Origin of the sequence: Paracoccus laeviglucosivorans (genome assembly GCF_900182695.1) — a bacterium.
Taxonomy (GTDB): domain Bacteria; phylum Pseudomonadota; class Alphaproteobacteria; order Rhodobacterales; family Rhodobacteraceae; genus Paracoccus; species Paracoccus laeviglucosivorans.
In genome coordinates, this window is sequence record NZ_FXTK01000002.1 from 297,109 (window position 1) to 314,378 (window position 17,270).

Here is a 17,270-nt window from a genome sequence, read left to right on the forward strand (position 1 = left end):
TCACTCGGCCGGGACGGCGACGGGTTTCGGGTCTTCCTCGCGCGATAGTTCGGGCGAGGTGCGGTGATGCGTGGCATAGATCATCGCACCGACGAAGGTCAGGCCGCCGACCAGATTGCCGATCACGGTCGGGATCTCGTTCCAGATCAGGTAGTCCATGATCGTGAAATTGCCGCCCAGCAGCAGGCCCGAGGGGAACAGGAACATGTTCACGATGGAATGTTCGAAACCCATGTAGAAGAACACGAGGATCGGCATCCACATCGCCATGATCTTGCCTGAAACGCTGGTGGACATCATCGCCGCAACGACGCCGGTCGAGACCATCCAGTTGCACATGACGGCCCGCACGAACAGCGTCAGCATCCCCCCGGCACCATGGGCGGCATAGCCCACCGTGCGGCCTTCGCCGATATGGCCGATCTGCTGGCCCACGGCATTGGGTTCGGTCGAAAAGCCGAAGGTGACGATGATCGCCATGAAGATCGCGACGGTGAACGCGCCCGCGAAATTTCCGACGAAAACAAGGCTCCAGTTGCGCCAAAGCCCGCGCATGGTGACGCCGCGCCGTTTGTCGATCAGCGCCAGCGGCACCAGCGTGAACACCCCGGTCAGCAGGTCGAAGCCCAGCAGGTAAAGCATACAAAAGCCCACGGGGAACAGCAGCGCACCGATCAGCGGGTTGCCGGTATTGACCGTGATCGTGACGGCGAATGCGGCAGCCAACGCAAGGATCGCGCCCGCCATATAGGCGCGGATCAGAGTGTCCTTGGTGGACATGAAGACTTTCGCCTCGCCTGCGTCGATCATCTTCTTGGCGAAATCCGCCGGATTGACGTAAGACATTTCAAATTCCTTTCCTGTTGGGCCGCGCCCCTTGTGGCCGGGACGGCAGGTGGTGGATCACCAGTTGGAATAGGCCAGATATTTGCCGGACATGGTCAGCTTTACGCGGTCGCCCTTTGGGTCCGGCTGACGCTCCAGATGCATCGAGAAATCAATGGCCGACATGATGCCATTGCCGAATTCCTCGTTGATCAGCGCCTTGATGGTGGGGCCATAGACGCCCATGATCTCATACAGGCGGTAAAGGCAGGGATCGGTTGGGACGGCCTGTTCCCAGACCTTGGTGGGGCTGGCGGTCAGCATGTCCACGGCACTGTCGGGCAGGCCAAGGATCTGGGCGAAAGCGCGGGCCTTGTCATCGGGAAAGGCGTTCATGCCGGTGGCTGCGGAATGCAGCCAGACGGGCGACATGCCGATCAGTTCCGCAATCGCGGCCCAGCCAAGCCCTGCGCGTTTCTTGGCGCGCAGGATCATGGCGGTCAGGTCGTCACGGTCGAATTCCGCTGTCGTCATCTTGTTCATTGGACTCTCCGTTATTCAGGCGGCGCGATTGGCGCGGATCAGGCTGGCATCGATCAGAATGCGGCCCTGCTGGACGCGGATGTCATAGGTGCGGACCGCGCCGTCATCCGCGCCCTGCGCTGCGCCAGTGTTCATGTCGAACACCCAGTTGTGCAGCGGGCAGGTGACCGAGGTGCCGTGCACGATCCCTTCGGACAGCGGCCCGCCTTTGTGGGGGCAGCGGTCGTCCAGCGCGAATACCCGGTCATCTGCGGTGCGGAACACCGCGATGCAGCCCTGCGCGGTCTTTACCAGCCGCGCGCCTTGCGCAGGGATGTCGGCCAATGCGCCGATATCGACAAAGACGGTCATTCCGCAGCCTCCAGCGTCAGATCGGCAAGGGGTGCCCATTTGGGCGTCTCGGCGGGGGTCGAAAGATCGGCCCAAGGATCACGGCGATAGACGGACTGGCTGATTTCGAACCGGGCGACCAGCGCCGCGCGGTTGTCAAGGTCATCGACGACCTGCGACTTGATCCAGTCAAGACCGACCTTGGCCATCCATTTCCAGATGCGATCCAGATATTTGCCATGTTCGCGGTAAAGCTGGGTCACGGCCAGAACGATCTGGATCGCCTCATCCTCGGACGGGGTAGCGGCCAGATGTTCGGTCTCCTTGACCTCCATCCCCGCCGCGCCGCCGATCGAGATGTTGTAGCCGCTGTCCACGCAGACGATGCCGATATCCTTGCAGGTCGCCTCGGCGCAGTTCCGGGGGCAGCCTGAAACGCCCAGTTTCAGCTTGTGCGGCGTCCATGACCCCCACATCAGCTTTTCCAGCTTGATGCCAAGCCCTGTGCTGTCCTGCGTGCCGACGCGGCAGAATTCCTTGCCCACGCAGGTTTTCACCGTGCGCAGACCCTTTGAATACGCATGTCCAGAGACCAGACCCGCCGCGTTCAGATCCGACCACATATGCGGCAGGTCTTCCTTGCGCACGCCCAGCAGGTCGATGCGCTGACCGCCGGTGACCTTGACCATCGGCACGTCGTATTTCTCGGCGGCGTCGGCAATCGCGCGCAGTTCTGCCGGGGTGGTGACCCCGCCCCACATGCGCGGCACAACGGAATAGGTGCCGTCCTTCTGGATATTGGCGTGATTGCGTTCGTTCACGAAACGCGACTGGCGATCGTCGCTGTATTCCAGCGGGTATTCGGCCAGCAGGTAATAATTCAGCGCCGGACGGCAGGAATGGCAGCCGCCGACCGATTTCCAGCCCAGTTCCTGCATGACCGCCGGGATAGACTTCAGGCCCATCGCGCGGATCAGCCGCCGCACATCCTCATGCGTGTGATCGGTGCATTTGCACATGCCCGCAGGAGCGTCCACGACCTCGCCCCCAAGGGCAAAGGCCATCACTTGCTGAACCAGACCCGTGCAGGTGCCGCAGGACGCGCTTGCCTTGGTGCAGGCACGCATCTGGTCCAGCGTGCAGGCCCCGCCCGCGACGGCATCCATGATCGAGCCCTTGGAGACGCCGTTGCAGCCGCAAATCTCTGCCTCAGGCGGCAATGCTGCAACGGCCGCCATAGGGTCCAGGCTGGCACCCCCTTGGAAGGCAGGGCCAAAGATCAGCGTCTCGCGCATGGCCTCGATGTCGGTGCCGTCCTTCAGCAGGCCATAGAACCAACTGCCATCCGCAGTATCACCATACATGACGACGCCGATGATACGGTTATCCTGCAGCACCAGACGCTTGTAGATGCCGCGACCGGGATCGCGGAACACGATGTCCTCGCGGCCATCGCCATCGGCGAAATCGCCCGCGCTGAACAGGTCGCAACCGGTCACCTTCAGCTTGGTCGCGGTCTGCACGGGGCTGAATTCGGCGACCTGATCCAGCAGCGTTTTCGCCAGCACCTTGGCCTGATCGTAAAGCGGCGCAACAAGGCCGAAAAGCTGGCCGCGATGTTCGACGCATTCGCCAAGCGCGAAGACATGCGGGTCGCTGGTGCGCATGGCGTCATCGACGACGATGCCGCGCTCGACCTCCAGATGGGCGTCATTGGCAAGGCGGGTTTCGGGGCGGATGCCCACGGCCATGCAGACCAGATCGGCGGGATAGACGGTGCCGTCCTCAAGCAGCACGGCCTCGGCCCGGTCGCTGCCAAGGATGGCCTTGGTCGCGCCCTTGCAATGGACCTTGATGCCGCGCTTTTCCAGATCCTTTTGCAGCAGATAGCCCGCAGCGGGGTCAAGCTGACGTTCCATCAGATGGCCCATCAGATGGATGACGGTGACGCGGGCACCCCTTGCGGCCATGCCCGCCGCCGCCTCAAGGCCCAGCAGCCCGCCGCCGATCACCACGGCATCCTTGCCCGCCGTGTCCATCATGGCCTGCGTATCTTCCAGATCGCGATAAGCGACGACGCCGGGCAGATCCTTGCCCGGAACCGGGATGATGAACGGGGCCGATCCGGTCGCGATGACCAGCGCGTCATATTCCGCGCTGGACTGGTTCGAATGCACGACGCGGCGGTCGCGGTCGATCCTGACGACCGACTGGCCGAAACGGCAATCCACGCCATGCGCCGCATACCAGTCCGCGTCATGCGTCACGATCTGATCATAGGTCTTTTCGCCCGACAGAACCGGAGACAGCATCAGGCGGTTATAGTTCCCGCGCGGCTCGGCATTGAACAGCGTCACGTCATAGGCGTCTGGCGCTGTCTCGAATATCTGTTCCAGCATCCGGCCCGAGGCCATGCCAGCACCGATGACGACAAGTTTCTTTTTCATGGAAATCACTCCGCAGCAATCAGGCTGGAGGAAGGAGGCGCGCGCCGGATCGACAGGTGCATCCAGACAAGGCATGCGGCGACCAGCACGAACAGGACGGCAAAGCAGCTGGACCACAGCCCGGTCTCATCCTTCAGCCAGCCGAACAGCAATGGCAGAATGAAACCGCCAAGCCCGCCGATCATGCCGACCAGACCGCCCACTGCGCCCACATTGCCGGGATAATAGCTGGGGATGTGCTTGTAGACGGCGGCTTTGCCCAGGCTCATGAAAAAGCCCAGCGTGAAGATGACGGCCAGAAACACCGCGACAGGCACATGGGCCGGAACCGACAGGATCGCCGTGGCCAGCAGCGACACGGCGAATGTCGCATACATCACCCGCCGCGCACCGATCCGGTCCGACAGCACGCCGCCATAAGCGCGAAAGACCGATGCGGGGATAGAGTAGGCCGCACCGACCATACCCGCGACCTTGACGTCAAAGCCATAGACCCCGATCAAATAATGCGGCAGCCACAGCGCCAGCGCGACGAACGCCCCGAAGCTGAAGAAGTAATAGGCCGAGAAGCGCCAGACCCGCACCTCGCGCAGGGGCGTGAATTCGGCACGCAAGCTGCGCAGCGGCGCCTTGGTCCCGCGACGCTGGACGGTCACCGGGTCATCCTTGCTGAAGATCCAGAACAGCACCGCCGTCAGTGCAAGCGCGCCCGCCCAGACCTGCGCCGTCATCTGCCAGCCGTAAGCCAGCATGACGAAGGGCGCGACGAACTTGGTCACCGCCGCGCCGACATTGCCGACGCCAAAGATGCCAAGTGCCGTTCCCTGACGCGACCCGTCGAAAAAGCGCGAGACATAGGCGACGCCCACCGCGAACGACCCGCCCGCAAGTCCGACGCCAAGCGCCGCCAGCAGCATCTGCGGATAGGTCGTGGCCCAGCTTAGCAGGAAGGTCGCAAGGGCTGCGGCAAGCATCGTCAGCGTATAGACGATGCGCCCGCCCAGCCGGTCGGTCATTACGCCAAGCGCCAGCCGGACCAGCGATCCGGTCAGGACGGGCATCCCGACCAGCAGCCCGAACTGGGTTTCGGTCAGGGAAAGCTGTTGTTTGATCTGGATGCCGATGATCGAAAAGATCGTCCAGACGGCAAAGCAGATGGTGAACGAAAAGGTTGACAGGCCAAGCGCACGGCTGGCGGCGGGTGATGCGGCGGACATGGATGCTCCGATGGCGAAACTGGGGTGCAGTGGCTTTCGGAAAGCGCGGGCAGCAGGCATCCGTCCCCATGCGGGACAACAGCAAGCGCTGCGCTTTCAGGGAGATGCCGCATCATTGCGAGCGGGCCGGTGACGCGCCATTGCGTCGGGCCATGACCCACCATCACCGCACAGGGGACGGCACCGCAAGCGTTTGCACCGGGGATTGCCGTGCCATTGCCCGCCAAGCGCGAAAATCATGCGGTGGTGCGGCGCACTGCTTACGGATTGGTCAGTTTTGTGACGAAGTGCCGATTGGCGGCTCGAACGTGAAGCCGTCGAAGAAACCATCCGCACGCAGAATCATCTGGCCCTTTTCGGCCGCGACCATACGGTCCTCGCGCAGCGCGCCCTCGATCCGCGACGATGCGCCGGGCAGGGCCGCGCCCGCCGGACGCAGATGTTCGCGGTAAAGATCGGTGCGGAAATGCGCCATGGCCCGCGTCATCGCAGGCTCGGGCGCAAGGCCATGCCTTGCGGCGATCCGGCTGGCCATCAGAGCCGCGATGCTGCGCCACGGAAAGCTGGCCGCACCCGCGTTGAAGGCGATGAAGCGCGGGCATTCGCGCAGCTCGCCGCTGGGCAGCACGATCAGCCGCCCGCCCAACCCGCGCGAGGCAAGCTCCGGCGGCAGGTTCAGATAATCGCCGCGCGACAGGATTTCGGCAGCCGTGCCGCGATGGTCGGGATCGTCCAGCCAGCGCCCGGCGCGCCACACCGCCCGCATCAGCGCGCCGGTCTGTTCGGGGCGCGACTGAATCAGGTCGCGGCGCAGCACCAGCCCCTTTTCCGGCGGCGCGGCCCAGATCGAGACGCCGGGCAACAGCAACGCGGCAATCCCGCGTTCGACCGCGAACGATGCCCATGGCTCGCCCACGCAGAACATATCCACCTCGCCCGAGGCCATGCTGTCGGCCATCATCGGCGGTGGCACGGTGACCAACCGGATGTCGTCCGGGGCAAAACCGCTGAGCAAAAGCCAATGGCTCATCAGGTCGGATTGGGTGGAAAAGATGAATGGCACGCCGATGCGCAGCGGACCCTCCACGGCGCGGCGCAGCGCCTGACCCGCCGCGCGGGCATCGGCGAAATCGAAAGGATAGCCTTGATCGCGCAGCCGCGCCTCGATCCGGCGGTCGATCGCCACGGCCTGACCGCCATGGGACAGGAACATGACCAGATCGACCGGGGGCAAGGCGGGGCCAAGCCCCATCGCCTGCGCCACTGGCATCGGCACCAGCATATGCGCCGCGTCGATCAGGCCCGCGCCCAGCATGTCGCGGCTTTGCGCCCAAGCGCCCAGCCGGATCAGGTCAAGCTGCAGACCTTCTTCGGCCGCAAAGCCCAGTTCATGCGCGATGATCAGCGGGGCCGCGTCGATCAGGGGAACGTAACCAAGCCGCAGCCGCGTCATCTGCCCAACAGCCCCGCTGCCATGACCAGTTGCTGCGCGATTTCGGCCATGCGCTTGCCCTGATCCATCGCTGCCTTGCGCAGGATCGCATAGGCCGCTTCCTCATCAATGCCGCGCGCTTTCATCAGCACGGCTTTGGCGCGGTCGATGATCTTGCGCTCCTCCAGTGCGGCACGGGTGGCGGCCAGTTCGGCGCGCATCTGCTGGAAGATGTGGAACCGCGCGATGGCGGCATCAAGGATCGGCTTGATGCGTTCGGGGCGCAACCCGTCCACGACATAGGCCGAAATCCCGGCCTCGATCGCCGCCCGCGTCATCTGTTCGTCCGAGCGGTCCACGAACATCGCCACCGGCCGTTCGCTGGGACCGGCGGCCAGCGCCAGTTCCTCAAGCACATCGCGCGAGGGGTTGGCGATGTCGATCAGCACGATGTCGGGCCGCAATTCGGCCACCTGCCGCGCAAGGCCGGATTGTTCGGCGATGATGCGGATATCGTGATCCCCCGCCTCGCGCAGCCCGTCTGCAATGGGCTGCGCCCGATCGGGGTCGGGTTCGACGACAACGATGAGAAGTTTCTTGATCATGGCCAACCTGTGCTGACCTTTCCGTTCTCATGCCAAGGGTCAGGGCGCAATATCCAAGCGCCGCTGTCCGTGTCGTCCTGGCGATAACTGCCGCGATATTGGGCAGTGCGGTCTTATGCCACGGGGGACAGAGTGATGTGCCGCAATGCCGTGGCCCGGATGCGATCCTGAGAATACAGCAGCGGATGATAATGCCCCGCCGCCCAATCGGCTTGCAGGTCGGCGTAATGGGCCGCGCCGGGAATGCCGGACTGGCCGGGGGTGTTGATGAACACGCTGTCATCCCAAGCACCGATGTCGATCAGCATCCGCACCGACGGACCCATATTCACCTGCAGATCCGCCGACCGATAGCCCGCAAAGTTCGGCGATGAGGACGAGCCTCCGCGCGCCAGCGGCGGCATGTTCCAATCGCTGGTCAGCCGATGCAGCGGATGGGTCAGCTGAAGCTGGTGGATTTTGCCCCAAGCCCAGTCCTGCGGATCGCCCATCATGGCGGTGCAGTCCCGCCATGCGGCGTCCACGGCGGTGGCGATGGCTGGGGGCATGGTATCCCGCGCCTCGACCCACGCAATCAGGCTGGCATGGTCCCAAGGGGCCAGCAACACGGCGAGGTTTTCGGCCCCCTCGGTCGCGAGGATCGCCGGGCCAAGGTGGCGCGACAGCAGGATTTCTACAAAGGCGGCAGCGGCGCTGCCGGGTGCCAGATCGCCATTGAACCCGGCCAACAGCGCCCGCACCTGCGGCAGGGCCAGCGGACGCAGCCAGTCTGCCAGACGGCGCGCGATGTCCGAATGGGTCGAAAGCTGCATCGCGGCGCAATCGGCCAGCGTCACACGGTCGTTTTCAGCCAGAGCCGCATTCAGGACATCATGGCGGCTGGCATCCAGCCATTCATGGCCGGGCAGCGGTCCGTCCCAGCCTTGGGGCAGATTCATCGCATTGGCGGTGGCGATAAAGCCGCGCTTTGGGTTGATCTCGACCGGGGTTTGCGCCGGGTCGCGCAGGCCGTGCCATTCGAACCGCCCATCGCCCGGCACGGGCAGCAGCCCGTCCCAGCCCTGCCGGACCGGGGCAGCGCCGGATGGTTTCCAGACGATATTGCCCCGCACATCGCCATAGACATGGTTGACCGAGGGACACCCCCAGCCCCGCAGCGCCGCCAGATAGCTGTCGGGATCGGTGGCGCGCATGACAGACAGGCTGGCCATATAGGGTGCGGTCCCCGGACGGCTCCAGACCGTGGAAAGCGCAAAGGCCCGGTTTCCGTCGCGATGCATGACCGGGCCGTGGCGGGTAAAGCGCAGCGTCACCACCTGATCGGGATGACCGCGCAGGGGAATGGTTTCGCGACAGACCTCCATCCGCTGCCAGCCGTCGCCATAGCGATACAGGTCCGGGTCGTCGGGATGGGTGTCGTAGCAGAAGATGTCTTCCTGATCGTCGGCATAGATCGTCAATCCGAATGCCGCCGTGCCGTTATGACCCATGGCGATGCCGGGCATGGTCGGTTCGCCCGCGCCGATCACGTCCAGACCGGGCATGGCCAGATGCACCATGTAGCGGATCGAGGGCAGGACATGCGTGCGATGCGGGTCCAGACACAGGATCGGTCGCCCCGATGCGGTCCGCGCCCCCGACACGACCCAGTTGTTCGACCCTTCGGTCTGCGCAATGCGGTCGATTTCGCCCAAGGGGGTGGGGCGCACCCATTCGCCAGCGCAATCCAGCGTGGCCGCCAGCCGTTCCGGCGAAAAGCTGACCGGACTGACCCCCAGCAGGAAATCGCGCAGCACATCCTGGGGCAGGGCGGACAGGTCCAGATCGGTCCGGGTCGGGGCCGTGGCCGGCTCCAGATTGCGGCGCAGCAGATCAAGGCTGGCGCCGCGTTCCCCCATCAGCGCAATCACCCGCGCGCGCAACAGTTCTGATGTCGCGTTGCGGGTCAGCGAATGGCTGCGGATGCGCACCACGTCTTCGGGGTGCCAATGCGCGGGTTGGGTGTCCAGCAGCGCGAATTCCGGGGGCAGCGGCAGTTCGCCCGCCAGAACGCCGCTGACATAGGCGTTAATGCCCTGCGCGAAGGCGGTGCAGATTTCGCGTGCGTCGGGGGCATAGGCCGCCCATTCCGCCGCCATGTCACCGCGGTAAAGCAGCAGACGTGCGGCGCGGTCCTGTTCCAGATAGCCGGGGCCGAAATCGCCTGCCAGCAGGCCAAGCCCGCGCTTGCGGGCAAGATCGATCTGCCAAAGCCTGTCGCGCGCGGCATTCCAGCCTTGGGCAAAGAACAGATCGTCGCGATTTTCCGCCCGGATATGCGCGATGCCCCACGGATCGATGCGGATGCTGACCGGAGCGTGAAGCCCCGGCAGCCGATGCGTCACCATTCAGGCAAACTCCATGAACATGCCCGCATGAAGCCGGGCGCGTTCCACAAGGCTGTCTTCGTGGATATGTTCGTTCAGCGTATGCAGACCCGCGCCGCGTACGCCGGTGGAATCGATGGTCGGTATCCCCATTGCGCCCGTGAAATTCCCGTCCGACCCCCCGCCCGAGGGTTGTTGCCCCATATCGAAGCCGATGCGCCTGGCAATATCCGCCGCCCGGTCGTAAAGCGCCATGTCCTGCGGCTGGCCGGGGTTCCAGACCGGGCGGGTCACGCCGCGCGTCACGATCAGTTCGACCTGATCCACCGTCTCGGACAGCTCCAGCATGGCAAGAACGCCGCGTTCAAGATCCGCATCCGTCTTTGCCATCGACAACACTTCGGCAAAGCAGGACGAGGAGACGCAGTTGACCCATTGCCCCGCATGGATCACCCCGACCGAGAATGTGCAGTCTTCGGTCGTCATCGCCTCGATCTGCGGGATCTTGCGCGCCATCATCGCAATGGCCGAACGACCGTCTTTCAGCGCCCACCCGGCATGGGACGGCACGCCCCGCGTTTCCAGATTGAAGCGAGCGATGGCATAGCGCCCGATGACGCAGCCGCCATCTGGGCGGGCGGGTTCGGGCACGACGACATATTTGTTCAGCCGCGCTTCCTGTTCAATCAGGTCGCGGGTTGCGGGGGTGCCGATTTCTTCGTCCGGGGTCAGCAGGAAGGTCACGGGCAAGGGCGTATTCAGCCCCGCCCGCATGATCTGGCGCATCGCTTCCAGCGCGACGAAATTGCCGCCCTTCATGTCCTGAATGCCGGGGCCGTAAAGTTTGCCGCCGTCGCGCCGCCACGGGTTCTGGCCCAGCGTGCCGACCGGATGCACGGTGTCCAGATGCCCCGAAACGAGGATGCCCGGCTTGCCCTGATCGGGATGCGGGAACCGCACCCGCAACGATGGGCCGCAGCCCAGACGTCCGGGGATCACCTCAAGGCTGGCGCCCGCTGCGGCGGCGTCATAGGCCACGACATCGACCATGCGCGCGACGGCCGCGGGGTCGAAGGTGGGGCTTTCGGTTTCGATCCATGGCTGCAGGCGCTGGATCATGTCTTCAAGATCAAAGGGCAGTTCCAGAAACGACATCAGGCGGCGTCCTTCATCGGCATGCGGCGTTCGATAATCCGGGCATAGATGGATGACCCGATGGGCAGGGTCGCCGGGTCCAAGACAAAGGCGGGGTTGTGCAGCGCTGCCTGTCCGCCATGCATGACGTTGATATAGGCGCCGGGGATTTTCGCGGACATGTCGGCGAAATCTTCGGACCCCATCACCAGCGGGCCCTGATCCGAGACGTTGTCGGCCCCCAGCACATCCGCCGCCGCCGCGACATAGGCGTCGGACAGTTCCGGTTCATTGACCAGCACGTCGAAGACATTGCGCAGGTCCAGATCAATCGCGATGCCATGCGCCAGCGCCAGACCGTCGCAAACTTCGCGCATCCGCGTGGCGACAAGATCCATCACCGCCTGATCGAAATAGCGCACGGTGCCGGTGATTGTCGCCGTTTCCGGCACGATGTTATAGGCCGATCCGGTATGGAACTGCGTGCAGGACAGCACGCATGGTTTGACCGGATCGACATTGCGCGACACGACCGTCTGAAGCAGCCCGACCAGTTCAGCCCCGATCACCAGCGCATCGCGCGACTGATGCGGTGCGGCGGCATGGCTGCCCCGGCCGCGGATGGTGATGTCGAAAAACGATGCCCCGGCCATCATCGGACCCTTGCGGATGCGGGCAAGGCCGGTTTCCGACAGCGGCTGGTTGTGCATCCCGTAAACCTCGTCCACGGGAAATTTCTCGAACAGCCCTTCGGCGATCATGCGGCGCGCGCCGCCCAGACCTTCTTCGGCGGGTTGGAAGATAAAGACCGCCGTGCCGTCGAAATCCCGCGTCGCCGCCAGATATTGCGCCGCGCCCAGCAGCATCGTGGTGTGGCCGTCATGTCCGCAGGCGTGCATCGTGTCAGCGTTTGTCGAGGCATAGGGCAGGCCGGTGATTTCCTGGATCGGCAGCGCATCCATATCCGCGCGCAACCCGATGCGGCGGTTGCCCTGACCCTTGCCGCGCAGGATGCCCACGACGCCGGTTGCGGCGATGCCCGGATGCACCTCGTCGAAGCCCCAGTCGCGCAGGCATCTTTCGACTATGCCCGAGGTGCGGTTTTCCTGAAAGCCGATCTCGGGATTGGCGTGCAGATCCTCGAAAATTTCGCGCATCTTCGGCGCATTGTCCTGAATATATTGAATGACGGGCATGTCTTTCCTCCTATGCGCTCAGCGGCGTGCGGGCCGCGAAATCCCAGAAACGTCCGGGCGCTGCGTGGATCAGCGCACGGGTGTAGTCATGTTGCGGGTCGTGCAGAACCTGCGCTGCCGGACCTTGTTCGACGACTTCGCCGCGCTTCATCACCAGCACCTCGTCGCAGATCTGGGCCGCGACACGCAGGTCATGGGTGATGAAGATGATGGCGATGCCCGTCTGACGCTGCAATTCGGCCAGCAGGTCCAGCACCTGCGCCTGAACCGAGACATCAAGCGCCGAGACCGCCTCATCGGCGACCAGCACCTCGGGTTCCAGCATGACGGCGCGGGCGATGGCGATGCGCTGGCGCTGGCCGCCGGAAAACTGGTGCGGATAGCGTTTCAGCGCGTCTTCCGGCAGCGACACGATGCGCAGCAGGCGCTTGGCTTCGGCAATCGCCTTGTCATAGGGGACGCCATAGTTCAGCGGCCCTTCGGTCAGCGACCGCGCAATCGTCCAGCGGGGGTTCAGTGACCGGAACGGATCCTGGAACACCACCTGCAACTTGCGCCGCTGTGGCTTCATGGCGGCGGTGGAAAGATGCGCGATGTCATCGCCGTCCAGCAGGATCTGCCCCGCCGTGGGTTCGATCAGCCGCATGATCGACCGGGCAACCGTGGTCTTGCCCGATCCGCTTTCGCCCACGATCCCCAGCGTCCGACCGGGCGAGAGGTCGAAATTCACGTCATGCGAGGCGCGGATTTCCGTCTTTTTCCCAAAGACCGACCCGCTGCGATAGGTCTTGCCCAAGGCTTTCGCGATCAGGATTGGCGGCTTTTCCGCCAGCACCCGCGCGGCACGCGGCACAAGGCTGGGGACCGCGCCCAAAAGCGCCTGCGTATAGCCATGATGCGGGGCCTCCAGCACCTGCCGGATCGGGCCGGTCTCCAGAATCTCGCCGTGGCGCATGACGCAGACCCGGTCCGCGATCTCGGCCACGACGCCCATGTCATGCGTGATGAACAGGACCGCCGTGCCGTGCCGTGCCTGCAGTTCCGCGATAAGCGCGAGGATCTGCTTTTGCGTCGTCACATCCAGCGCCGTCGTGGGTTCGTCCGCGATCAGCAGCGCGGGTTCAAGGATCAGCGCCATGGCGATCATGATACGCTGGCGCTGCCCGCCCGAAAGCTGGTGGGGATAGCTGTCAAAGATTCGCGCCACATCGGGCAGATGCACCTGTTCCATGATGTCGATGACCTTGGCCCGCTTTTCGGACGCCGAAAGATCGGTGTGCAGGTCCAGAACCTCGACGATCTGGGCGCCGACCTTCATCACCGGGTTCAGGGCGGTCATCGGCTCCTGAAAGATCATCGCAAGGTTCTTGGCGCGTTTCTGCTTCATCTGCCGGGCCGAACAGGCCAGCAGGTCTTGCCCGTCCAGCAAAATCTGACCCGAGCGGACACTGAGCGCGCCCTTGGGCAAAAGCCCCATCGTCGCCAGCGATGTCACGGATTTGCCCGAGCCGCTTTCACCGACAAGGCACACGGTCTCGCCCCGGCGGATGTCAAAGCTGATGCCTTTCAGCACCGGCGGCGCGGTCGTGTTGCCGGTCAGTTCGACCACAAGGTCGCGGATGCGCAGCACTTCTGGCGCGTCGGTCAGGTCACGGTTGCGCAGCATGGGTCAGCCCTCGCGTTTCTTCATGCGGGGGTCCAGCGCGTCGCGGGCGGCGTCCCCGATCAGGTTGATGGACAGCACGCAGATCGTCAGCAGCAGGCCGGGCCACAGGATGATGCCGGGATTGATGCGGAAATACTGCCGCCCCTCGGCCATGATATTGCCCCATGTGGGGATTTCCGTGCTGATGCCCGCTCCAAGAAACGACAGCAGCGCCTCGGTCAGGATTGCGGATGCGACGATATAGGTGCCCTGAACGATCATCGGTGCCATGGTATTGGGCAGCAGATGCTGGAACAGGATTTTCGGGGTCGAGGAACCCAGCGCGACCGCCGCCTCGACATAGGGTTCTTCTCGGGCGGTCAGCACGACCGAGCGGACAAGGCGCACGACGCGCGGCACCTCGGGAATGGTGATCGCCGCGATGACCGATCCGATGGACGGGCCGTTCAGCGCCACCAGCGCAATCGCGATCAGGATCGAAGGCATGGCCATCAGTGCATCCATCATCCGCATGATGATGGCATCCGCGATGCGGAAATAGCCCGCGACCAGCCCGATCAGCACGCCCAGCCCCAACGCCGTCACCGCCGCTGCGCAGCCGATCAGCAACGAGATGCGCCCGCCAAGGATCATGCGTGAAAACAGGTCGCGGCCAAAGCCGTCGGTCCCCAGCAGGTATTCGTCGGATGGCGGCTTCAGCCGCATCAGCGGGTCCATCGCCAGCGGATCATGCGTGGCGATCCAGGGCGAAAAGACGGTCAGGCCGATCACGGCCAGCAGCATGAAGGCTGCGATGAACGGCGCGATGCCGGTCTGGGTGGGCGAGACAAGCGACAGAAGGCGCAAGGACAGCGGCTTCTGAGTCAGGTTGGGTTCCATGGCCATCAGTAGCGGATCCTTGGGTCGAACAGCGGATAGGACAGGTCGATCAGCAGGTTCACAAAGACGTAAAGCCCGGCGGTCAGCAGGATCAGCGCCTGAATGACCGGATAGTCGCGTGCCAGCACGGCATCGACGGTCAGCCGCCCGATGCCGGGAATGTTGAAGATCGTTTCAGTCACCACCACGCCGGAAATCAGCAGGGCAAAGCCCGCGCCGATGATCGTGGCGATGGGCACGGCGGCGTTCTTCAGCGCGTGGACGAACAGCAGGCGACGTTCACCGACCCCCTTGGCGCGGGCGGTGCGGATGTAATCTTCGTTCAGCACGTCCAGCATGGCGGCGCGCGTCATCCGGGCGATCAGCGCGATATAGATCGAGGCCAGCGTCAGCGCAGGCAGAATGGCGCGGTCAAGAAACGGCATCAGCCCACCCGATAGCGGGCGATAGCCCTGCGGCGGGAACCAGCCCAGTTTGACCGAAAAGATCAGCAGCAGCACATAGCCGACCAGAAACACCGGAACCGAAAAGCCCAGCACTGAAAAGGACATGACCAGATAATCCGCCCAGGTGCGGTGCTTCCATGCGGCAATGACCCCCATCGGGATCGCCAGCAGCACCGTGATCAGCATGGTCAGCACCGCCAGCGACACCGAAGGCATGACGCGCTGCGACACCAGATCCAGCACCGGCACGTTCGAGATCAAGGATGTGCCAAAATCGCCGCGCATGATGCCGCCGACCCAGGACAGGTATTGTGTCAGGATGGGCTGGTTCAGGCCCATCGCTTCGCGGATGCGTTCCAACTGTTCGGGCGTGGCCTGATCGCCCGCGATGATCGCGGCGGGATCGCCCGGCGTCAGGCGCAGCAGCAGAAAGACGAAGACGGACACGAGCAGCAGAATCGGCACGACCGACAGCACCCGCTTGATGGTATAGCTCAGCATGGTTCCTCCGCTGGTTCGCGGCCAAGGGCTGGCCCGGCGCGCAGATGGGCGCCGGGCGATGCGGGATGCTTATTCCTCGGCCTTCTTGATGCCCCAGAAAACCGGGATCGGCGTGGGCGGCATATCTGTCACCACGACGCGACGTGCCTGCGGAAAGTTGTATTCGCCCAAGGGGATATAGGTGCCGAATTCCAGCGCATGGGCCTGGATCTTGTCGGCTGCGGCCTTTTGTGCCTCGGGGGTCGAGGCGTCGATGAACTCCTTGCGCAGGTCTTCGATGGTGGGATCGTCGGGCCAGCCGAACCATGCCTGATCGCCGCGACCGTTCACCATGACGTTGCCGATGGGGTTCGCGATCTCCGAAATCTGCCAGTTGGTGAAAAAGATGTTCCACCCTCCGGCCTGCGGTGCATCCATCGAGGCGCGGCGGGTCACAAGCGTCTGCCAGTCCATCGGCTGCATATCGACGTTGAAGCCCGCCGCCCGCAATTGCTGCGCCGCCACCACTGGCTGCGCCTTGAGCGTGGGCCCGTCGGTGGGCTGCATCAGCACGACCGGCGTATTGTCATAGCCTGCTTCCTGAAGCAGAGCCTTGGCCCCCTCGGGATTGCCGGCGGCGGTCAGCGTCTCGGTCCCGGCGGCGCTTTCCAGACGTGTGCCGCAGCCGAATATCGCGCCGCAGGTCTTGTAATATTCCGGGCTGCCGGTCAGTGCGGCCAGCACAGGTTCTTGCGACATCGCCATGATTGCCGCCTGCCGGATCTTGGGATTGTCAAAGGGCGGGTGCTTGAAATTCATCCGGCCCATCGTCTGGAACCCGGTCGAGGCGCGCTGTTCGACGGTGACGGTATCGTCACCCTCCAGCAGCGGGATCAGGTCCACCGGCATCGATTCGATGATGTCGATATCACCCGATTGCAGCGCGTTCACCGCCGTCTGGCTGTCGGACATGGTGACCCAGCGCACCTTGTCCACATTCACGACCTTGCCCCCCGCATAGGCCGAGGAAGGTTCGGACCGTGGCACATATTCCGCGAATTTCTCGTAAGTGACGCCAACGCCCGGCTGGAATTCGGCAGGCACGAACTTGAACGGACCCGAGCCGATATGCTCGGAAATCGCGGTGTCGGCGGGCGTGTCCGCGATGCGCTTGGGCATGATAAAGGGCGGCACGGCGGATTGTTTGCCGACCGTTTCAAGGAAGGGGCCAAAGGGCGCGCACAGCGTCCAGACGACCGTCTTGTCGTCCTTGGCCTCGATCCCCGCCGTCACGTCCATGATCATCTGGCCGCCGGAATCGCGTGCGCCCCAGCGTTTCAGCGACGCCACCACGTCTTCGGCGGTGACGGGCGTGCCGTCATGGAACATCAGCCCGTCGCGCAGCGTAAAGGTATAGGTCAGGCCGTCATCAGACGCGGTGAACTCGGCCATCTGCGGCTTGATCTTGGCATTCTCGTCCTCGGCGATCAGCACATCATAGATCATGTATCCGTGGTCGCGGGTGATATGGGCGGTGGTGATGATCGGGTCCAGCACGCGCAGGTCGGAATGCATCACCGCCGTCACGGTCGTTTCGGCCAGCGCACCGCCCGCCGCCATAGCCAGCACCGAGGCGAAAAACCCGCGCTTGAGCGAAAGTTTCAGGGATTGGTTCATCTGTTACGTCTCTCTCTGTTGGGTTTT

General features: G+C 64.0%; 14 protein-coding genes. All 14 read right to left on the reverse strand.

Features of this window, described 5'->3' with window-relative positions; all coding sequences use genetic code 11:
* Positions 1-846 (reverse strand): formate/nitrite transporter family protein, encoded by an 846-nt coding sequence (locus FN835_RS03505; protein WP_142661815.1) that lies wholly within the window; start codon positions 844-846, stop codon positions 1-3.
* A 57-nt stretch (positions 847-903) separates the two neighbouring features.
* Complete coding sequence (gene cynS / locus FN835_RS03510) at positions 904-1,368, reverse strand: cyanase (RefSeq protein WP_142661816.1); 465 nt, start codon at positions 1,366-1,368, stop codon at positions 904-906.
* Positions 1,369-1,383: 15 nt separating this feature from the next.
* Positions 1,384-1,719 (reverse strand): nitrite reductase small subunit NirD, encoded by a 336-nt coding sequence (nirD, locus tag FN835_RS03515; RefSeq protein ID WP_142661817.1) that lies wholly within the window; start codon positions 1,717-1,719, stop codon positions 1,384-1,386.
* Positions 1,716-4,145 carry a nitrite reductase large subunit NirB gene (nirB, locus tag FN835_RS03520; protein WP_142661818.1) on the reverse strand — a complete coding sequence of 810 codons (2,430 nt, stop codon included), beginning with the start codon at positions 4,143-4,145 and terminating at the stop codon, positions 1,716-1,718. The genes nirD and nirB overlap by 4 nt, the downstream gene beginning before the upstream one ends.
* 5 nt (positions 4,146-4,150) lie before the next feature.
* The gene (locus FN835_RS03525; protein ID WP_142661819.1) at positions 4,151-5,362 is read right to left on the reverse strand and encodes an MFS transporter; all 1,212 of its coding nucleotides are present in this window, start codon (positions 5,360-5,362) and stop codon (positions 4,151-4,153) included.
* 271 nt (positions 5,363-5,633) lie between these two features.
* Positions 5,634-6,815, reverse strand: a complete 1,182-nt coding sequence (locus tag FN835_RS03530) for a CmpA/NrtA family ABC transporter substrate-binding protein (RefSeq protein ID WP_142661820.1) — start codon at positions 6,813-6,815, stop codon at positions 5,634-5,636.
* Positions 6,812-7,399: an ANTAR domain-containing response regulator gene (locus FN835_RS03535; protein WP_142661821.1), complete on the reverse strand. Its 588-nt coding sequence runs from the start codon at positions 7,397-7,399 to the stop codon at positions 6,812-6,814. Before FN835_RS03535 ends, FN835_RS03530 begins: the two co-directional genes overlap by 4 nt.
* 113 nt (positions 7,400-7,512) lie before the next feature.
* Positions 7,513-9,786 (reverse strand): penicillin acylase family protein, encoded by a 2,274-nt coding sequence (locus FN835_RS03540; RefSeq protein WP_142661822.1) that lies wholly within the window; start codon positions 9,784-9,786, stop codon positions 7,513-7,515.
* Positions 9,787-10,920 carry a M20/M25/M40 family metallo-hydrolase gene (locus FN835_RS03545; protein ID WP_142661823.1) on the reverse strand — a complete coding sequence of 378 codons (1,134 nt, stop codon included), beginning with the start codon at positions 10,918-10,920 and terminating at the stop codon, positions 9,787-9,789.
* The gene (locus tag FN835_RS03550; protein WP_142661824.1) at positions 10,920-12,095 is read right to left on the reverse strand and encodes a M20 aminoacylase family protein; all 1,176 of its coding nucleotides are present in this window, start codon (positions 12,093-12,095) and stop codon (positions 10,920-10,922) included. The genes FN835_RS03545 and FN835_RS03550 overlap by 1 nt, the downstream gene beginning before the upstream one ends.
* Positions 12,096-12,105: 10 nt before the next feature.
* The gene (locus FN835_RS03555) at positions 12,106-13,761 is read right to left on the reverse strand and encodes an ABC transporter ATP-binding protein (protein ID WP_142661825.1); all 1,656 of its coding nucleotides are present in this window, start codon (positions 13,759-13,761) and stop codon (positions 12,106-12,108) included.
* 3 nt (positions 13,762-13,764) lie between these two features.
* Entirely contained in the window at positions 13,765-14,646 is an 882-nt protein-coding gene (locus FN835_RS03560) for an ABC transporter permease (RefSeq protein ID WP_142661826.1), read from the reverse strand.
* Positions 14,646-15,587: an ABC transporter permease gene (locus FN835_RS03565; RefSeq protein ID WP_142661827.1), complete on the reverse strand. Its 942-nt coding sequence runs from the start codon at positions 15,585-15,587 to the stop codon at positions 14,646-14,648. Before FN835_RS03565 ends, FN835_RS03560 begins: the two co-directional genes overlap by 1 nt.
* Positions 15,588-15,656: 69 nt before the next feature.
* Complete coding sequence (locus tag FN835_RS03570) at positions 15,657-17,243, reverse strand: ABC transporter substrate-binding protein (RefSeq protein ID WP_142661828.1); 1,587 nt, start codon at positions 17,241-17,243, stop codon at positions 15,657-15,659.
* Positions 17,244-17,270 lie beyond the last annotated feature (27 nt).